Origin of the sequence: Nostoc sp. UIC 10630, assembly GCF_010747425.1 — a bacterium.
Classification (GTDB): Bacteria; Cyanobacteriota; Cyanobacteriia; order Cyanobacteriales; family Nostocaceae; genus Nostoc.
Window position 1 is genome coordinate 14,486 of the sequence record NZ_JAAGOG010000042.1, and the last position, 18,121, is coordinate 32,606.

Consider the following 18,121-nt stretch of genomic DNA (forward strand, 5'->3'; position numbering starts at 1 on the left):
CTTATTTTAAATCCCTACCAGGAATTGAAATTTAAAATTCGCTGAATCAAATCGGCTTCTACGATTGGTTTTAAGATATAGTCATCTGCCCCCGCTGCTAGGGCCCGGTACAGGGTATCAGCATCGGCATGAGCCGATAACAACAACACAGGTAGCCGACTCCAACGCGGATCGCTCTTGACTACCTGGCATAGTTCAATGCCGCTAAACCCCGGCATAGCGACATCCAGCAATAGCAGATCGGGAGTGGTGGCTTCCAAGTATTGCCAAAACTGGCTTGAATCTGCCAAGGTTGTGACCTGAAAGCCCCACGGTTGCAGTTGGGCTTCTAACATGGACAACAATGCCGGATCGTCATCCACAATCAGCAGTCTGGCATTGATAGTGTCAATCCGGTGGAGGAGTTGGCTGACGGCTTGAAACACTTCGGTAGGCGTGGCAGGCTTTTGCAAAAAGACGTTGGCTCCTAAACGGGTGACTTCCACGCGCTTGGTTAAATCGCCAAGTCCTGTCAGAACCAGCACAGGAATAGTGGGAAATTGGTGCTTCAACTGTGCCAGTAGGGTCAAGCCGCTTTCGGTGGTATTGGGAAAGGTAAGATCCAATATGATGGCATCGGGCGTGAGGTACTGAAGGCGTTGGCGGGCGAGGGTAAGGTCAGTGACGGTTTCCAGGTGAATGCTCCAGTTTGAGGCATTTGCCTGCATTCGCTCAATCAAGTCAGTATCATCATCAATCAACAAAACCACGCGATCGCTAGACTTCAGTACTGGAGTGGGCGCTGTTGTAGCAAAAGTAGGTAACTGCTGGATAACTTGCCTCAGTTGCCCAAGCAGCGATTTTAGTTGAACCGCTTCCTCTGATTGGACAGCAGCCGTTGGTGTTTTCAAGGTGCGTTCGATCTGGCGGGCAAGTTCTGCTGCTTGCGGCATACCAAATGCCCCCAAAGAGCCAATCAGCCGATGGGCGATGGTCTGGGCGAACTGCCGTCCGTCAGGGGTGAGAGTCTTAGTAAAGAGGTGGGCGATTGCTTCCTCCAACTTTGCTAGTTGGCCCTGCAATCGCTCCTGAGAATCCTGCCACATCTGCCGAATTGCCGCCACTGCCTCCACCTCTGCATCATATCGATTTTCATTCAGTGAGTAGGATGAGGAAGATGCGGAGATGGAGAGACATGGTGAACCAGCACCTTGGACTGAGCCGCTTTGCGATGAGGAAGTCGGAGTCTTGGATGCCACATTCTCGACTTGCAAAGACTTGTGGCGACTGGCGAAGGGTAACGCGGAGACCCTATCAAATATATTCCCTGTTTCCTCGCGTCCCCGCACCTCTGTATCCTTGCGTCTTTGCGTCTTTGCGTCCTCTGGACTCTGCTCCGGTTTTTCTGGCACAGATTTCAGCCGATACCCCAGCCCATACAATGTTTCAATCGGATCGGAATTTAGCCCAGCCATCTGGAGTTTGCGCCGCAACCCCCGAATTTGAGTTGTTATAGCTTCTTCACCAGGACATTCATCAATCGAACAGATGCGATCGAGCAGAGTCCTTCGGTCAAAAATCTGCCGCGGATGTCGCAAAAATAGCTCCAAAAGTTTGTATTCTTTAGGCGTGAGATGTAAGCCTTTGCCTTGACACATGACTTCGCAATTATTTGGATCAAGCTGCAACTGACCCCAGCAGAGTACTTTGGTTAATACTGTGCTGCCTCGGCGCAGTAATGCCCGAATACGAGCTAGCAGTTCTGATAGCTCGTAGGGTTTGGTAATATAGTCATCTGCTCCTGCCTCAAAGCCTGCTATCCTATCTGCCGGATCAACCTTCCCTGTAAGCAGCAAAATAGGCTCTTGCTGATTCTGCATCCTTAGTTGGCGACACAGACGAATTCCATTCTCATCGGGTAGCATGGCATCTAGCACGATCAGGTCATACTTTGTTGCCTCAGCTAACTCCAGTGCCGATCGATTATCACTAGCGGTATCAACTGTAAACTGCTGTGCTACCAGAGAAGTGGTGAGAGCAGCCACCGTATCTTTATCATCCTCAACGATAAGCAGTTTCATAAAACCTATTTTTCAGGCAAGTGAGCCAAGTATTTCAAAGGCAACCCGAAGCAAGTTTATTTACTTGCCCTATCTCTGAAGTGTATTGTGATGTAATATACTCTAATTCATCTTTTATTTATAAATAGCATTCCAGGCTAATACAACGAATTTTTCTGTTGTCTTTAAATATAAAAATTTCAACCAAACTATAGAAGTTAATCTTAAGTAAGTCGGGGAGAAAATTTACAAGTATGTAATAAAGAATTAAGCAGAAGAATTAGAGTTAAATTTTACACGTTGTGTACTGTAGTTCCCCTTTTTTCCTCTTCTTTGAACTCCATCAATCACAGCATAAGCAATAGTAGTACTCATCCTCAAAACTTTTCGAGGCAAGTTCATGTTTTTTCAGGTGTTGCCACTCCAGTTCAATTGGATTCATCTCCGAGCAATATTTAGGTAGAAAAAAGATGTACTTTCCCCATGTCTTTCCACTTTGACCATAATTGTTGTACCTCTTTACACCGATGTATTGGGCCGTTGTCCTGCACGATTACTCTGATGCGTCCTGTTTTTTGGGCAAGAAGTGCTTCCTGCTCCATCATCATATAAGCTTAAATAAATTAATGGAAAGCTTCATCTATCCAATAGGTTGAGAATAGTTTATGCCTAATGACATAAATTCATTCGTGTTGATTTCATTTGGGTATATTCAAAGGATAAGCTTGCCGAACCTAGAGCCTGACTAGCTTTATCTAGTGTAATAAAACTTACTAGAAAAGACGACTCTCTAAATTAGCCAAGTAACCTTTGGGGTCTCTGCGAAATCGATATTGTTCAATTCTGGCAATGCGTAGTGTTTTTGCAATTGAGAGCGTAATTCGAGCCAAGTATGAATATCACTTTCCGTTTTTGTTGGGACATTTCTGTTAAAAGTTGCTGATAACTTTGTTTGAGTCCAGCAGCATCAAGAGCTATTTTATTGTTAAGAATATTACTAGCTTGTATCTTCCCACTGATATGCAACCCTAACAGGTGAAAATAAAGACGCAGTCCCAGATAATCCTTTGGCTAGGCGGTATTTTAGGTTGACTGCATGTGGTGGTAAAGCACTTTTTTTTCCATCCGTTAATCGCTTTGTTCTATCAACGTCAAATTTTCTTGTAACTTTAATCCAGATGCCTCTAACAGTGGATGACCATCATTGGTTATAGAACTACGTACTGCCGAGCAATAATCTTTAATAATAGTCGCCAAATCCTTATCTTCATTGACAACACTACGTTCAATGTCTCGTAATCCTCTAACCTTTTTTTTTAATTCCTTTTTTGCATGTCGATCCGCCTCATATATGGGAATAATAGCTTCCTTCAGGTAATGATAATGACACAGACCATGAGCAATACTAAGTAATGCTACCCTAACAGCTTGACGAATTGATTGTTGTCTATCACTAACAACGCCCTCAATTGGTACATTTAGGGTATTAGTTACTTCTAATAATAACGCCACTAAATCTTCATTTCTCTATGATAATAAGGTTTTAGCTAGTATTATTTCTCCTGATAAGCAATCTCGAATTACCCATAATACATCATGTCCAATTTCTGGCTGCAACAATCACTCGCTAATATCACCCATCCTTGATTAGCCACTATTGCTTTTAACCAATTATTATCTTTTAGCCATAAAGAAAGTAACTCGTCATATCTGTCAATTAAGTGCGTGACCGAACGCTTACCTTATACATATACCCTTTAATTCAAGGTGAGCGTGTATTTGAGGAACACTTCTATGTTCCTGGTACCTTAATGCTCCTATATACAGCACTTCCGCCAGCTATGAGGTACATTCTAAAAGCTGAAAGCGATGATAGGAGAGGGGCAAGAAGAAAACTATATTGCATAATAGCCGGAAGCGCTATAAGCAATCACATCCAAACCAAATTCATTTTGTGGTAGAGCGAGTGACCCTTCTTGCTCTGGTCGATATGTTTCCGCAGTGGGGGATTGCTTGTGTGGATGGAGAGTTGGTGGATTGGGAAGAGTAGCGAAGCAATCGCTTATTTCAAAGAAGCACTCCGAACGAGGATTGGAATCAAGTCACGCCTTAGCTGTGTTTGTGGCTGCTTGCAAAGGGGGAAGGAAACCGGAGACAGCACAGGTGAAATCAGATGTAATTGTTTGGGTTGAGTGGGCGAGGCGGCAAAGGATTGTGATTGCAATGTCAGATGAGGTTGTATACACACCAGAGGGTGAGGCGGTGGAATTACGGGAGATGATGCTGCGGTTTCCGGTGTAGGAGTAAAGAGAACATGAATGCTTTGTAATAGTAAATGTAGCAGTTTCCAATATTAGTTTGTTATTCATCCATATCATCCATCTTTAGTGAAATAGCAAGTGTTTTTGTGATAATTTCAAATACTTTTGAAATAAGAAATATGAGATGCTTTACTGATGAGTTTGTTTACATATAGCAAAACTCACTATCTTTTTTGTTAACTGTTACAAAGTAACAGAGATGGCTGTGATTTTAAAGTTCTATATTTAGAGTATGCGTTTATCTCAAAACATTACTCCAGCAGCCACAGAAGCGGAAGTTTTGATTACAGCAGAACTGGCCAATCGTCCGCAAAGACAACCGGACTTAGTTGCTGAAAACCAAGCTCTCCACACCCTGTCTCATCACTTAAGTGATGAACCACAATTGCTTCTTAAAATTTTAGTGAGAATTGGGCTGGAATTATCTCAAGCTGATACCGTGGGAGTTAGTTTACTGGAAACACAGACCAATGGAGAATCCAGATTTCGCTGGGTAGCAATTGCAGGTGCATTGGAGTTTTTAGAACAGACTACCACTCCTAGAAATTTTAGCCCTTGTGGGACGACACTTGCTTCGGGAAAAGTACAACTTTATACCTATCCAGAACGCTATTTTAGTTATTTATCTTATCCACAGTTTCCCATTGTTGAAGGATTGCTGATTCCGCTATACATCAACAATCAACCATTAGGTACTCTTTGGATTGTGTCCCATCAGGAAACACGACGCTTTGATGCTGAGGATCATCGGCTGATGAGCCGTTTAGCAGGTTTTAGTACTTCTGCTCTGCAAAGTTTGAATCATTTACATCAAAAGGCAGAGAATGCTGTACGTCAAAAGCAAGCAATTCATGCAAAGCTCAATTACACTCAAGCTCAATTTGAGGCACTGGTAGCAAACGTGCCTGGGATAGTATATCGTTACTCACCCTGCCCAGATTATCCTTATCGGTTTACTTTTTTCAGTTCCGGCTGTTGTGAACTATTGGAGTTGGAGGCGCAAACGATTGTTCAAGAGGGAAATTCCTTTGTGGAATTAATTCATCCAGAGGATGTAGCGTCGTTTAAATCTTCACTCACTTATGCTGTGGAGAATTTTTTACCCTGGCGGTGGGAAGGACGGATTATTACGCCATCAGGTAAACTCAAATGGATTACTGGCAGTTCCCGTGCTGTGCCGACGACAGAAGGCAACGCATGGGATGGGATACTGATAGATATTACTAATCATAAACTCGCAGAAGCAGAGTTACGCCAATCACGAGAAGAAGCCCAAGCCGCAAACCGAGTTAAAGATGAGTTTTTAGCGGTGCTTTCACATGAGTTACGCTCACCTCTGAATCCGATATTAGGCTGGTCTAGTCTTCTTCTAAAACGCAAGCTCTCTGAAGCCAAGATAGAAGAAGGACTGGCAACTATTCACCGCAATGCTCAATTGCAAGCAGAACTGATAGAAGATTTGTTGGATGTTTCACGCATTCTGCGAGGCAAACTTAACCTGAATTGCAGTCCGGTAGACCTCGCAGCTACGATTATGGGGGCAATGGAAACGGTACAGCTGGCGGCCCAAGCTAAGTCAATCACGCTGCAAACAGCACTTGAACCAAATATTGGTCAGGTTATAGGTGATGCAACTCGTTTACAACAGGTGATTTGGAATCTGCTCTCCAACGCCGTCAAATTTACCCCTCCGGGTGGACAGGTGAACATCCATTTAGAGCAGATGGGCAATGTGGCTCAAATTACTGTTAGCGATACAGGCAAAGGTATTGCTCCTGACTTTCTAGCTCATATTTTTGACTACTTCCGCCAAGAAGATGGCTCCATCACTAGAAAGTTCGGTGGGCTAGGATTAGGTTTGGCGATCGCACGCCAATTAGTAGAACTGCATGGTGGCACAATCGAGGCGCAAAGTCCAGGTGTTGAGCAAGGAGCCACCTTTATAATCCGATTACCATTCATGTCTCCCCAGGTGGCAAAAACTCAGTCCAGTAGATTGTGTGATTTATCTGTTGATTTGAGTGGGATCAAAATTTTAGTAGTGGATGATGAGCCTGATACTAGGGAATTGATTGCATTTGTGCTAGAGCAGCATGGAACCAGTGTCACTGCTGCTTGTTCAGCACAAGAGGCATTAACCATACTTAACCAGTCTAAATTTGATGTTTTACTGAGTGATATTGGGATGCCTAATATTGATGGTTATATGTTGATACAGCAACTCAGAAATTTATGGCCACAATATAGGCAGATCAAAGCCATCGCTTTAACTGCTTATGCTGGTGAAATCAATCAGCAACAGGCACTAAAAGCTGGCTTTGACCGACATATTACCAAACCAATCGAGCCAATAGCGTTAGTTAAAGCAATCTCTGACTTAGTTCGTTCTAGTTAACTTCAGCTCTGCTTCAGGAATCAAATCTAATCGCTTGCACGAAAGGATAAGGCTTTTATACTGCCAAAACTAACGACAGAATCGACATTACAGTTTATCTTGAACTCAGGTTAAATGAATCTATCCCACTAATAATATTTTGTTAATCCAGATGTGGATGGTAGCTAGGTCAATAAATACGTCAAAATAAATCTTTTGACGTTCCCATCTAACAACCAGACGACGATATTTGCGTTGATACCAAGCAAAACACCGTTCCTGCTGAAATCTCGTTACGGAGATTTTGATGGGTCTTCCTTTATTTTTCTTGAACAAGTTCCATTTAGCAAAATCAGCGGGATGAACCGCTTAACTAAGAAAATCGTCCAGTGGATGGGCAAAGATACTCTCGTTCCCAATCCTGTAGGACTGGAGAAAGACGGTGAGATACTGCTCAAAAGTTACGCTCCGCCTTATTATCGAAACATGGAAGAAGCGGTACTCGCTTTTATCGACCATAAGTACAATGCCAAACAAGGGACGTTTCGCGATGGAGGAAAAGTAACTGGTTGGCAAGATGGTCGAGCGATCCAAGCGGCGATTCCTCAATATTCTGAACAAGCGATCGCGGCCACGATTGCCTGCTGCAAGTATATTTACAATCGTTATGGTCGTTTTCCTGCCACAACAGGTGCCTTTCGCACTTTACTAGCCTATCAGGCGCATCAACTCGATCCTTGACTTTTATCGACTTTATTACCGCCAGGAAGCGATGAGGATGGAGTCAAAATGAATGAAAATCCTCATAACTACCATCTTCAAGCGATGGGTTAAGTAGGTGCTTGACATTCTTAGATAGTACATTTAACCTAGTAGTTAATTAACCATTAGGTTAAACAAAATGTCTACTGAGCAACTGAGCCTTACCTTTGCTGCCCTAGCCGATCCGACACGGCGTGCAATTCTGGCTCACCTCGCCAAAGGTGAGGCATCGGTAAGTGAGTTAGCCAAGCCTTTTAAGATGAGTCTTCCTGCAATCTCCAAACATAACATATAAAGGTACTAGAGCGTGCCGGACTGATTGTGCGGGGTAGCGAAGCTCAATGGCGACCATGCCAGATTCAAGCACAGCCGCTCAAAGAAGCGGCAGATTGGATTGAGCAATATCGTCAATTGTGGGAACAGAGGCTTGATCGGCTTGATGATTACCTGCACGAATTACAAACTCAGGAGAAACAAAATGAGCAACATTGAGGATGACACTGATGCTCAATCTCAACGTGAGATCGCGCTCGTCCGCGTTTTGAAAGCGCCGCGCTCCCTTGTGTTCCAAGCATGGACTGATCATTCATAGAGTCCAACCAACCGCGCTTGCTCAATCACATGGTCAGCGATCGCATTCAGTAGTTCCTCACGGTTGATATTTGGCTTCAGGTCAAGCTTTGCATCTAGGGCATATAACCAGAAATAGTAATGGTGAAGTCCATGCCCTTTTGGTGGAGCAGGCCCGGTATACCCTGGCTGATTGCTACTGTTCATACCTTCAGTAAATTTACTAGCATCTCCCTCTGCAATCTGGTTAATCGTTGGCCCAATTCCATAGATTAACCAGTGAGTAAACCCCTGTGGTAGGGGCGCATCTGGATCGTGACAGATGAGTGCTAATTGCTGGGTTCCGGCTGGTAGTCCACTCCATTCCAAGGGAGGTGAGATGTTTTTACCGTCGCTGGTATACTGTTTTGGGATACGCTCAAGAGAAGTAAATGCAGGGCTGTGAATCTGTAAATCTTTGATATTCAACGCCATTATGTATTTCCTTTAGCAACAATTAGTTGCATTGAAGAATTTATCGCAACAGCACAGGTTGAGCATTAATGCGAATGCGGAAGAGGCTATAAGGTAACTGACGGAAATCGCGTCCCTTTTGGTAGTTTGGTTGACGGTGCAACTGGTTAGCTGTGACGTAAAGATAACCATCTGTTGCTACTGAAAGGGTATCAGGCCAAAGGAGGCGAGGATCGTGTACTACCGTTTCCCATGTTCCATCAGGATGACGACGCAGAATTGAATTGTGTTCATAGTTCGTTGCATAAATACATCCGGCTGCATCTGATTCAAGTCCATCTGCACCCCCGCCTTTATCCCCCTCATCAATTACTGTTGCGGCAACACCACGATCGTCGATCGCTCGATCTACAAGAGCATCAATCGCAACACTGTAGAGACGACGACTAGCAAGCGGACAGTAATACAAACGCGATCCATCTGCATTAATTGCAATTCCATCTGACCCCATTTTGACGGGTTTGGTTGACCCATTTGGTTGACGTTCCATGAATGGGCGACCCTCAACCACAGGTAGAAAGCTCGATAGTTCTTCAGCTTTTGTGGAAGGATGATCGTGCAGTCTGCGCCAGCTTTCACCCGATGCCAAATCTACAACAATAATCCCATTCGCGCCTTGATCCGATGAATCGGTAATGAATGCCATACCCTCAGCACCGCGCCGCAAGTCAAATCGGACATCATTAAGGTAAGTCGTCGGCAATGCTACATCTTGGGGAAAAAGAATCGTTTTGATGACTCGATCACTTGTTAAATCAACGCAAACCAGCTTGGGGCCGCCGTACTGCGTCGGTTGAAACATCGGACTACCAGTATCGAGAATCCACAGGCGATCGCGAGGATCAACCACAACACTTTGCACAGATACAAGGGTTTGTGCAAGATTATCTGAGTTTGTGCGATTAATTGCCTCATTGGGATAAGCCACCGGGCGACCATCTTGGATTTCTGCCACAGTGAATGCAACTTCATCACCCCACTTCGGAAAATTGACAAAAATCCGTCCTTGATGAGATACCGTTACACCTGTAGGCATAGCACCATCAAACTGGACAACAGGTTCCAGTGTGCCTAATGTTTCATCTTTCGGTAACTTCTGTAATTGACTTACCATAGGATTTTTTCCTGATTACGATTAATTATTAGCCGCTCCTAGCTCAGTGAACTTGCCACCGACCCCAACTCCGGCATTAATGGCGATCGCTTCCACTGGTCTTTCTATAGCTTGAATTTGGCTCTGATTCATAATGTTCAAAACTCCTAAACTGCTTTACAAGCAATAGCTAACTGCAATGGGAGCAATGCGATTACAAGCAATCGACTTTTACCATCCTACGGAAGCAGTTGTGCGATCGCGTCTTCCTAGTGAAAGATAACAACTGTATATTTAAGAGTCATTAATAGAATATTTATCTACCCCTAAAGCTCAAAGTTTATTTCTTCAATGGCTTTTGGACGGATGATGAGTTGATTGGCGATGCTATTAAGCTAAAGTTTTGTATTGAAGTAATATTAAGTATTATTTTAGATCGCTCAAACAGCTTCACAGTAACGGTTTGGATAAAACAGTGAACTACTTTGACCTACACCGCTACTAACCAATCACAGACCACAGACTTACACCCGTCCGTAAAGCTGACCCAAACCTGCCACTGCCCCAGATACTCATTCCAGTAAGGCTCTCCATCAGCAACGCCGACAGCCTCCCCGATTGTGGAGACTAACTGATTGTAGAACGAGCCAGCGCTGTCCAAGCCTTGCTGCAATTTCAGTTTCAGTCCTTTCCAGGCTTGTGCTTGGGGACTGGACACTACCTCTTCTAATATTTGGGAGGTTGTGTCAATACCTGGTGTTTGTAACTCTATATTGTTCGTGACTGACACCAAATCCCTTGAAAATACTTCATCCCGATTTAACCACTGCCCAAAAATTAAATTACGCTGATCATCAGGGGCAACAAACCGATAGACGCACTCTCGATTTTCACGCTTACCCAATCGACCAACGTAAGCCAATTTCAAATCAATCTTCGCAAGTAGTTTCTGAGCGATCGCTATCGGTGTGTGTTTTTCCGAGATACTAACATTCAAGTAATTCTTGATAACGTGTCGATGCTTTACAGCCAGCGCTTTAAACTCCAGCATCTTCTCGTCAGAAGAACGCAACTGCTCCCCCGGCGTGAGCAACTGCAACAGATTCAGTTCTTCTAACAACAGTACAGCCGGCAACATTTGCCCCTTGTTAAAATCTGGTTTCCAAACTGAATTCTCTCCCGCCTCTAACTGCGCCTTAGCCCGTTTCGCATCACGGTTGCTCAGAAATTTCCGTCCCAGTGTCAAATAATAGTGCATCCGCAACTGAGGATACCAGCCGTCGTCATCTTTTTCAACCAAATCAGGGGTTACGTCAATTTCGTAGCGACGGGACAATTCAGCCTTGCGCTGCTGGTGTCGTTCAGTTTTGGTTTTCGCCCTTGTATCTTGTAGCTTCTTAAGTTCGGCATCAGAGATAGTCGGAGAATCCGCGATCGCTTTACATTCACTAGCGTACAATTCAACAGATGCCGCTTTAACCGACTCTATAACTGCCCCACTCTCATCATCATCGGCATCATCAGTATCGATAACCATGTACCCATCCTCGACCAAACCCGCAAGCACCGATTCCCGATAGCGCCGCATTTCTACGTTGATGACAGAACCCCGCTTGCCCCAAGTCTGCAATGACTCTGGCTGAAAATTCTGGTCAACAAAGCTGTAATCGTCATTATCCGCCGCCGACAATAGCGCAATGTTAGCTTGTGTTGCAACGTGTTGACTTCTCAACAAACCCCCTATAGAAGTAGAACCATTGCCCACAAACGACATCCCCCATTCTCTCACCCAAATGTGACGGTCAACTGTCTCCCTAACCCGTGCCAACATCTGCCGCACAGAGTTAACCGGCTGCACCCCCTGAAAAATCCCCCATACACCATCAAAATGTCCTCGAATGTCGATGGATACCCCAGTTTCAAGACTTGGGGAGGCGATAACCAAATTATACTGGGTGAGAATTTCGTTCAGGTGAGCGATACAACCGAAAGCTGCATGAGAGGGGTCAGCAACAGATTCGCTGTCTATTCGCAAGATTCGCAATTCTGGGTATTTACGACGGAACCGTTCTTCAAGCGCCTGGGTTCCCCATTTGGATTTTGCCTTTTGAGCAGAGCAACACAATAGATGATGCCCTCCTTTAGTAATGGCTTTGTCCAATGCTGCAATCAAATTCTTCGGGTTGTTGCCAGAGTAGTTGTAACAGTTCCCGGCTACGTGCCGATAATTGTTGACGATGACGAATGGATTAACCCGATATTCGCCAGCGAGTGATAAAACATACTTCACATCCGTGTCGGAAACATCGGCACTGGACAAATAAATCTTTCCCTGACTACTGCCCAAAACATTCTGAATCAACTGCTTGAGGTTTTTGAGAACAGATACCCGACGCTTTTGCACTTCCGTACCAGAGTTAAGCAAATGCCAGAATACCTGGTCGCATTCATCAATAATAATGACATCATTTGACCAATCCTTGGGATTGAATCGCGCCTGACTTTCTTGATGTAGCGAATCAACGCACACTCCGTATCCCAATAATGTGCCTGTTTCATTAGTGCGAACTTCTGTGACATAATTCACACCAAAGCGATTACACAGTGCCTCACCCAATTGAATACGGTGGGTGATGATTAATACCCTCTGCCCTTGGTCATGGGCTTTTGTCACCTTAGTTGCCAGCCATTCGGTTTTACCAGTACCTTTGGGAGCCTTGAGGATAATCAGTTTTTCACCTTCCGGGACGAGAAGCTGGCCCAAGAAGCGTTGGTTGAGAGCGATCGCTGGCGGATAAGTCAACAGAGTAAACAGCTTAATCTCCCACAACTCCAATGCAACGGCTGTGTTGTAGAGTGCATCAAATGCCGCCTGCCCTTTGGCAACGATAAAATCATCAACCCCTTTCTCTGCCCCTAACGGTAAATCAATCACTCGCAGCGAACAGCCTTCATTTACCAGCAGCCGTCCCATGCGACTGATAGCGGTTCTCACCCGTTGGACTGTCTCAGGTTTATTGTCCTGGTCAAAGCAAATGTTGACCTGTCTCCCCTGTGTTGCAAAATGTTTCAAGTCGGGAATCAGACAAGGTTTACCAATAGCGTTACCGTACTCATCATGGGGGGTGCGGTATCCAGCGTTAACACCAGGAATTGCGATCGCTGCATAACCAGCAGTCAGTAACGCCCCTGCTTTTTTGACACCTTCTACAATTGTGACTGGTACGTTGTGCCGCCAAACCCAATGCCAGAAGCCGCCGGGGTGTTGTAGGTCTTCTTCTGTAATGGGAATGCCGCTACGATTGGAAACTTTCACCCAAATGTGATTCGGCACTAATAGGAAGAAGGCGCGTGTTTCTTCTCTGTAAGGATGCTCGTATTTGATAAACTTGTGAATTTTCTGGCGATCTCTTCGGGGATGGTCGGGTTTGAAACAGCCCCACATCATCAGGGCGTAGTTGTTGAGCGGGTCAACTCCATTGCACCACCAGCCGCCTAATTCAATGTGCTGGTACTTTTTTAAATCGCGATCGCGCAATCGTCCATCATTGCGACGGGAGATTTTGGGACTGTAGAGCAGATATTCGTAAGGTAAAGTCCCAGACAGCGCTCGCACATTCAGGGCAATGATTTCTTCGTCAACGCCACTATTGAGCCATTCTTGTTGATGTTTAGCTTGAGAATCAGATTCGATTATACGCATATTCCCTCTGTTTTTTGACGCATGGAAATGGAGCGGCATTGCACCCATGCCGCCGATTCAATTTGAAGTGAAGAGCTTGTGCTGGCTATGAAATCCTCAATAGCCAGCTACAGCGTTATTTACCGCCTCCCGTGTGCGGTCGAAACGTGAGATTGATACGGGTACTAACGACTTTATTGGTTTTAGGAACCTGATGCAGATGAGTAGACTGACAGCCAGGGTGCATCACAAGCAAACTGCCGTGTTCCAGCCAGAAGTCCGTTGCCCTGCCATTTCTCGGTTTGATTTGGAATTTGCGACATGAACCCAGGCTTACCGATGCGATTGCAGGGTTAGATCCCATCGATGCTTCATTGTCAGAATGCCACCCGATTGAATCCTGGCCACTGCGGTATTGATTGCCGATGACTATGCGAAACTTGTAACCAGTCAGTGCAGTGATTCTGTCCCGCAAGTTAGCCAGATTGTCTGTCCAAGTCAGAGGTTTCAAAAATACACTATTGGAGTAAAGGTAATCACATCCAGCATCACCATAAATACATTCGAGGCGGGGAACGGGCATTGTTTTACCCGCGATCCTGATTTGATTCTGTTGCCATTCCAGTTTCAAGCAGTGTTGGTAGAGTTCGTTTGCAAGTTCAAGAGCTAAAAAATCGGGGTAGTAAGTGATGGGTAAAACTGGTACATATTCAGAGAAAAGTGTGAGTTGTTGCATGGTAGTTCTCTCAAATTTTGAAACTGCTATTAGTTCTGTTCAGCTTTAAAAACCTCAACCAAAATGCTTTCTGGATACAAACCAACTTTCCCAAAACGTGGGTCATGAATGCGTTCTATTTCTATTCCTTGTTTTCTGCACAATGCACTGGCTTTTCGACCTTTAGTACCCGCTTCTTTTACCGATATTTCTAAACCTTGAAGATTGGCGAACCCAACAACACTATATTTGTGACCGCATGGTGTATTCACCCTATCTTGTTCAACTTCAACTGCTTTGAGTCTCGCCAAGATTTGAGTTTGTTGCTGTTGTTGTTGGAATAAATGCTGTTCTTGCTCTGCTAATTGTTGTGCAATCGCTGCGAGTAACTGTACTTGAGTCATTGATTGCTGCTGGATAGGCCCTTGATTCATCATCACTTTCATTAAGGTTCTGTTAGCCCAGATACGGAACTCGACAGAAACCCACTGAGCTAAATCAATTGCGATTTCTGGATGAATCCAAGTCCCTTGAGAACTGCCATAACCATCAACTTCGATAACAAGAGACGATATCGGAATCCCGATGTCGTTTGAAAGCGCTGTCCAGTAAGCTTTTGTGGACTTCCTTTCTTTGTAATGCCCCCAAGACTTATTATTTGCATGGCACATCTGAGTTGCATTCACGTAGCCTTTGGGTATGCTGTATTTGCCTAGTTGCCCAACTTCTGGCATTTGGTTGATATCTGAGTCACGCCATTTGTGTATCAACATAATTAACTCCTTGGTTATTGTTCAAACAATGAAGAAAGAGGAACTGCAATCTAAGAAACTCAAGCATTTACCCGCACCAAACTTTTCTCACCAACTAATGAGAAGCGATTAGATATAGTCGGGGTCTTAATTAATGTTGGCGACATCAATTCAACAAGGTAAAACCAAGATTTATGCACCAGCGCGATCCCCAAAATCAGCCGTTGTTTTGTTCCCTTATCATGAGAGCAGAGGATCACTCTTTCACCCAGAACGAAAACAGGTTTTTGTACCTTGATAGCTTCTAATTCTCCAGTGGCGATGATTTGGTTTTGTGTGGCGTGAAGTATTTCTTTTCCGCAATCAATTGAATAAATCCAACATTCGTGTTTCCATTGCATTCCACAGCAATAACCGAATGTCCTCGTGGTTCTGAGGTATACTCTCTCCAGCAAATTAACTGCAACAGGTGGAATTGTTTGTCCCCAAGGAGGCGAGAGATACCAGCTTGTTTTGAGTGCGTTAATGTGGTCAATCATGCAAGTTTCCCCACTAAATACTCGATAGCGTCTTTATCAATGGCAGCAATTCGGTTCTTAATACGTTCCGGTGGGTTTTGAAGAAATCGTTTTAAATCTTTGCTTCTGATTTGGTGATATCTGCCAGAACGTCTGGTTGTACGTATCCAGCCCTTTTTAACCCAAGTCCAAACAGTAGCCGAATTGAGTTGTAAAACCCTGGCGATTTCGCAGCAGTTGTAGTTATCAAGAATTGGACGTGCGGAGTATCCTAAAAAGCGCAGTTTGTTTTGAATAGCTGATGTTGAGCGTGTGTATCCTCTTCTCTTTAGCCGATACGCTATTTGTTTAACAGTGTAAAGGCAAGCCATTTCTTCAATGATCGCTACTTCTTCGTCAGTCCATTTAGGATTCATTTATTACCTCCAATGTTTATGCAGATTTAGGAGAAGAATTTTCTTGAACAATCCGAGCGCTGATAGATTCAAAGTCAACTTGAAAAATGTTCATATCTGTGGACATTTCCCCAGTGTTATAGCGGTCTACGATGTGCTGTTTAATTGCGGATTGGTTCAGCCCATCAGGGATATCGATGTGCGCTTCGCTGGTGATTTTTTCAACTACTGTAACGATGACTCTCATGGTTGATTCCTATTTGATTAATTGAGGATTCAGAAGTAAAAATATTCTGAATCCTGGCTTCTGATTTACACTGCTCCAGCTTTTACAGTTTGCAACTGTTGCATCCATGCACTGATTGCTGTTAACTCATCAGCACCACTAGCAACAGCATCAATAACTTGGTTTTGATAAGAAGACTCAGCATGATTGGGATGGTCACACTTATTTGCTGCCCAAGCCAAACACATTGTTTTTACCAGTTCATTAATCTTGGTAATATGAAGTAGACTTGGACGGTCAACATCCTGAAATTGCAACCACTCTCTGACTAAATCAAGTGGATAATCAAGCAAAGTACGAATATTTTTGATTCGTAGGTCTTGAGGATGTACTGGTTGAGGAACTACGCTAAGTTTTGGTGGAGCTACTTGGGTTTCTGCTATAGATGGAATAGTTAATGATGTGCCACCTAAGCGAGATTGAATGTCATTAATGAGAGTTCCCCAATCAGCATTTTTATCCCATTCTCTTTCAATTCTGCTTTTAGTTGCAGCATCGTAAAGATTGCAGAAAACCGTATTTTGTTCACCAGCATTAGCAGCAATAATCAGTGGCTTAGAAAAATCCTGTACACCTGATGCAGCTAAGAGAAAGCTTTTGGTAAAGTTTGTTTCAATACCACTTCTGATGACATAAACTTCATCAGCACTCACTACAATGTCTAGCTTGAGATTATCCTTTCCTTTGAACTCTTTAGTTGTAAATCGCAGTTCAGACAGATAACCAGTTAATGCTTTTTGGGAAACAGGGATGGTTTTCTCCCTGTCAATATCGTAGTTATACCACAGGTAAGATTCTCCACCTAACTCGGCATTTTTGACATATAAATAGATGGGTTCAGGAGGGTTGCAAAGCCCTAATTTTATTTCAGTAACTATGTTCACCTCAGTTAAAGTTTTATTGATTGGTATTCTGTGTGCAATAATGGGAATTCTGTAGCGGGAGAAAAACTTCCGTGCGTTCATCTAAAGTAATAGCATTCCTTTAGATGAACGCTTTTGTATTAGGTAGAAGGTTCTTGATTCCGGTCTAACTCCCATTGCAGATAGGTGAGTGCAGTGCTAGCATCGGCAATGTTTAAATCTGGCTGATACCCTGCTGACAAGAGTTGTCTGTAGTCTGGGTGCGTAGCAATTTCAGATATTAGAGTTTGAGCTTGTTCAAGTAATTGGTAGAGATTGGGGTTAGACAAATCAAAGCCCAGCCGTGAGCATAAATCTTCTGCTTTCACTCCCATGATTCCTGGCCCAATCTCCGTTTCCAACTCTTCAAGCAGAGATTGAAAGTTGGGGTGTTTATCGTTAATTTCAATCTCAAATAAATCTGCACTCTTTGTAACGGTGGTTGCCCAATCGGGTAAAGTCTGTGCAATGGTCTTTGCGTAAAGTTTCATAATTGTATCCCCTGGGATTAATAACCTAAAAATCCTCAGCAATCTCCAACAAAAAGCCGCGTCCCGTGTTCTGTACTTGCACCAGTTCTCTATCCAGCAGAGTTTGAATTACTGAATCAGAGAATTGGAACTGAAGCCGATGCAATGGAACACAACCGCCACAAAGCTGAATCGAACGCAGCAAATGATTGGCTCTACGGTCAAAGTTTTCTGTAGAGTTAGGCATTGTTTGCACCCTTAGTTAATACGGTTAACTGTCGGTTGAGAATGCTTATCTGTTGTTGATAAAAGTCAATCTCTGCGGTAATTTGCTGAAATAATTCTTCTGGTGTGAGCGGTTGGATTTGATCCTCTTTCAAGTACGATATCTCGTCAGAATTCTTGTTAGGCATCAGTACATAGCGCCAACCATCATCAAATTGTTCAGCCAACTCTGTACCCAAAGGATAGTAATAAAGTCCCAGGATGATGCCCTGTTGTGTACGCTGATCCAAAGCAAAGCGTGGGTAGCCCCAGTGTTGGGGGATTGAGATTGTCGGTTTCATATATGAATAGGTGAATGAAGGGAAAATGAGAGAAGAATTCAGGAGTCAGAATTCAGAAGTCAGAATTTTGGGAAGAAAAGGAGGAAAGAAGGCAGATTTTATTAACTTCTCTACCCTGCTCTTTGTTTCTTTACTGAATCCTGACTCCTGACTCCTGGATTCT

The 18,121-nt window shown here is 43.9% G+C and carries 19 protein-coding genes and 1 pseudogene; 4 read left to right on the top strand and 16 right to left on the bottom strand.

The window, feature by feature from the left end:
- Window positions 1-14: 14 nt before the first annotated feature.
- From G1O98_RS12850 to G1O98_RS12865, 3 genes and pseudogenes are all read right to left on the bottom strand, one after another.
- Entirely contained in the window at window positions 15-2,060 is a 2,046-nt protein-coding gene (locus G1O98_RS12850; protein ID WP_163929174.1) for a response regulator, read from the bottom strand.
- Window positions 2,061-2,382: 322 nt separating this feature from the next.
- Window positions 2,383-2,644: pseudogene (locus G1O98_RS39950) on the bottom strand (transposase); the annotation flags it as partial.
- Between the two features lie 523 nt (window positions 2,645-3,167).
- Window positions 3,168-3,551 (bottom strand): hypothetical protein, encoded by a 384-nt coding sequence (locus tag G1O98_RS12865; protein WP_163929177.1) that lies wholly within the window; start codon window positions 3,549-3,551, stop codon window positions 3,168-3,170.
- A gap of 579 nt (window positions 3,552-4,130) precedes the next feature.
- Between G1O98_RS12865 and G1O98_RS12870 the strand changes: the two genes are divergently transcribed.
- The 4 genes from G1O98_RS12870 (at window position 4,131) to G1O98_RS39955 (ending at window position 7,791) form a co-directional block, all read left to right on the top strand.
- The gene (locus G1O98_RS12870; protein ID WP_163929163.1) at window positions 4,131-4,340 is read left to right on the top strand and encodes a hypothetical protein; all 210 of its coding nucleotides are present in this window, start codon (window positions 4,131-4,133) and stop codon (window positions 4,338-4,340) included.
- A 252-nt stretch (window positions 4,341-4,592) separates the two neighbouring features.
- A complete protein-coding gene (locus tag G1O98_RS12875; RefSeq protein WP_163929178.1) occupies window positions 4,593-6,755 on the top strand; it encodes an ATP-binding protein in 2,163 nt (720 codons plus the stop codon).
- A 339-nt stretch (window positions 6,756-7,094) separates the two neighbouring features.
- A complete protein-coding gene (locus G1O98_RS12880) occupies window positions 7,095-7,475 on the top strand; it encodes a hypothetical protein (RefSeq protein ID WP_163929179.1) in 381 nt (126 codons plus the stop codon).
- Between the two features lie 160 nt (window positions 7,476-7,635).
- Window positions 7,636-7,791 (top strand): metalloregulator ArsR/SmtB family transcription factor, encoded by a 156-nt coding sequence (locus G1O98_RS39955; RefSeq protein ID WP_243458425.1) that lies wholly within the window; start codon window positions 7,636-7,638, stop codon window positions 7,789-7,791.
- Between the two features lie 78 nt (window positions 7,792-7,869).
- On the opposite strand, the gene G1O98_RS39960 is transcribed toward G1O98_RS39955, so the two are convergent.
- The 13 genes from G1O98_RS39960 to G1O98_RS12945 form a co-directional block, all read right to left on the bottom strand.
- Window positions 7,870-8,082 (bottom strand): hypothetical protein, encoded by a 213-nt coding sequence (locus tag G1O98_RS39960; RefSeq protein ID WP_243458426.1) that lies wholly within the window; start codon window positions 8,080-8,082, stop codon window positions 7,870-7,872.
- Window positions 8,079-8,540 carry a YbhB/YbcL family Raf kinase inhibitor-like protein gene (locus G1O98_RS12890; RefSeq protein ID WP_163929180.1) on the bottom strand — a complete coding sequence of 154 codons (462 nt, stop codon included), beginning with the start codon at window positions 8,538-8,540 and terminating at the stop codon, window positions 8,079-8,081. Before G1O98_RS12890 ends, G1O98_RS39960 begins: the two co-directional genes overlap by 4 nt.
- Window positions 8,541-8,580: 40 nt before the next feature.
- A complete protein-coding gene (locus G1O98_RS12895; protein ID WP_163929181.1) occupies window positions 8,581-9,693 on the bottom strand; it encodes an L-dopachrome tautomerase-related protein in 1,113 nt (370 codons plus the stop codon).
- 469 nt (window positions 9,694-10,162) lie between these two features.
- Complete coding sequence (locus tag G1O98_RS12900) at window positions 10,163-13,375, bottom strand: plasmid replication protein, CyRepA1 family (protein WP_163929182.1); 3,213 nt, start codon at window positions 13,373-13,375, stop codon at window positions 10,163-10,165.
- A gap of 115 nt (window positions 13,376-13,490) precedes the next feature.
- Window positions 13,491-14,090 carry an alpha-ketoglutarate-dependent dioxygenase AlkB gene (locus G1O98_RS12905; RefSeq protein ID WP_163929183.1) on the bottom strand — a complete coding sequence of 200 codons (600 nt, stop codon included), beginning with the start codon at window positions 14,088-14,090 and terminating at the stop codon, window positions 13,491-13,493.
- A 29-nt stretch (window positions 14,091-14,119) separates the two neighbouring features.
- A complete protein-coding gene (locus tag G1O98_RS12910) occupies window positions 14,120-14,842 on the bottom strand; it encodes a KilA-N domain-containing protein (RefSeq protein WP_163929184.1) in 723 nt (240 codons plus the stop codon).
- Between the two features lie 59 nt (window positions 14,843-14,901).
- The gene (locus tag G1O98_RS12915) at window positions 14,902-15,360 is read right to left on the bottom strand and encodes a DUF1392 domain-containing protein (RefSeq protein ID WP_163929185.1); all 459 of its coding nucleotides are present in this window, start codon (window positions 15,358-15,360) and stop codon (window positions 14,902-14,904) included.
- Window positions 15,357-15,755: a hypothetical protein gene (locus G1O98_RS12920; protein WP_163929186.1), complete on the bottom strand. Its 399-nt coding sequence runs from the start codon at window positions 15,753-15,755 to the stop codon at window positions 15,357-15,359. The genes G1O98_RS12915 and G1O98_RS12920 overlap by 4 nt, the downstream gene beginning before the upstream one ends.
- A 16-nt stretch (window positions 15,756-15,771) precedes the next feature.
- Complete coding sequence (locus G1O98_RS12925; protein WP_163929187.1) at window positions 15,772-15,981, bottom strand: hypothetical protein; 210 nt, start codon at window positions 15,979-15,981, stop codon at window positions 15,772-15,774.
- Between the two features lie 65 nt (window positions 15,982-16,046).
- Complete coding sequence (locus G1O98_RS12930; RefSeq protein WP_345940549.1) at window positions 16,047-16,904, bottom strand: hypothetical protein; 858 nt, start codon at window positions 16,902-16,904, stop codon at window positions 16,047-16,049.
- Window positions 16,905-17,023: 119 nt separating this feature from the next.
- On the bottom strand, window positions 17,024-17,413 hold the full coding sequence (locus G1O98_RS39965; protein WP_243458427.1) for a hypothetical protein: 390 nt from the start codon (window positions 17,411-17,413) through the stop codon (window positions 17,024-17,026).
- A 25-nt stretch (window positions 17,414-17,438) separates the two neighbouring features.
- On the bottom strand, window positions 17,439-17,639 hold the full coding sequence (locus G1O98_RS12940) for a hypothetical protein (protein WP_163929188.1): 201 nt from the start codon (window positions 17,637-17,639) through the stop codon (window positions 17,439-17,441).
- Complete coding sequence (locus tag G1O98_RS12945; RefSeq protein WP_163929189.1) at window positions 17,632-17,958, bottom strand: hypothetical protein; 327 nt, start codon at window positions 17,956-17,958, stop codon at window positions 17,632-17,634. The genes G1O98_RS12940 and G1O98_RS12945 overlap by 8 nt, the downstream gene beginning before the upstream one ends.
- Window positions 17,959-18,121 lie beyond the last annotated feature (163 nt).

Excerpts from the sequence above, each read along its gene's own strand:
- G1O98_RS12850 (WP_163929174.1), bottom strand. The coding sequence starts at position 2,060 with ATGAAACTGCTTATCGTTGAGGATGATAAAGATACGGTGGCTGCTCTC.
- G1O98_RS12875 (WP_163929178.1), top strand. The coding sequence starts at position 4,593 with ATGCGTTTATCTCAAAACATTACTCCAGCAGCCACAGAAGCGGAAGTT.
- G1O98_RS12880 (WP_163929179.1), top strand. The coding sequence starts at position 7,095 with ATGAACCGCTTAACTAAGAAAATCGTCCAGTGGATGGGCAAAGATACT.
- G1O98_RS39955 (WP_243458425.1), top strand. The coding sequence starts at position 7,636 with ATGTCTACTGAGCAACTGAGCCTTACCTTTGCTGCCCTAGCCGATCCG.
- G1O98_RS39960 (WP_243458426.1), bottom strand. The coding sequence starts at position 8,082 with ATGATCAGTCCATGCTTGGAACACAAGGGAGCGCGGCGCTTTCAAAAC.
- G1O98_RS12890 (WP_163929180.1), bottom strand. The coding sequence starts at position 8,540 with ATGGCGTTGAATATCAAAGATTTACAGATTCACAGCCCTGCATTTACT.
- G1O98_RS12895 (WP_163929181.1), bottom strand. The coding sequence starts at position 9,693 with ATGGTAAGTCAATTACAGAAGTTACCGAAAGATGAAACATTAGGCACA.
- G1O98_RS12900 (WP_163929182.1), bottom strand. The coding sequence starts at position 13,375 with ATGCGTATAATCGAATCTGATTCTCAAGCTAAACATCAACAAGAATGG.
- G1O98_RS12905 (WP_163929183.1), bottom strand. The coding sequence starts at position 14,090 with ATGCAACAACTCACACTTTTCTCTGAATATGTACCAGTTTTACCCATC.
- G1O98_RS12910 (WP_163929184.1), bottom strand. The coding sequence starts at position 14,842 with ATGTTGATACACAAATGGCGTGACTCAGATATCAACCAAATGCCAGAA.
- G1O98_RS12915 (WP_163929185.1), bottom strand. The coding sequence starts at position 15,360 with ATGATTGACCACATTAACGCACTCAAAACAAGCTGGTATCTCTCGCCT.
- G1O98_RS12920 (WP_163929186.1), bottom strand. The coding sequence starts at position 15,755 with ATGAATCCTAAATGGACTGACGAAGAAGTAGCGATCATTGAAGAAATG.
- G1O98_RS12925 (WP_163929187.1), bottom strand. The coding sequence starts at position 15,981 with ATGAGAGTCATCGTTACAGTAGTTGAAAAAATCACCAGCGAAGCGCAC.
- G1O98_RS39965 (WP_243458427.1), bottom strand. The coding sequence starts at position 17,413 with ATGAAACTTTACGCAAAGACCATTGCACAGACTTTACCCGATTGGGCA.
- G1O98_RS12940 (WP_163929188.1), bottom strand. The coding sequence starts at position 17,639 with ATGCCTAACTCTACAGAAAACTTTGACCGTAGAGCCAATCATTTGCTG.
- G1O98_RS12945 (WP_163929189.1), bottom strand. The coding sequence starts at position 17,958 with ATGAAACCGACAATCTCAATCCCCCAACACTGGGGCTACCCACGCTTT.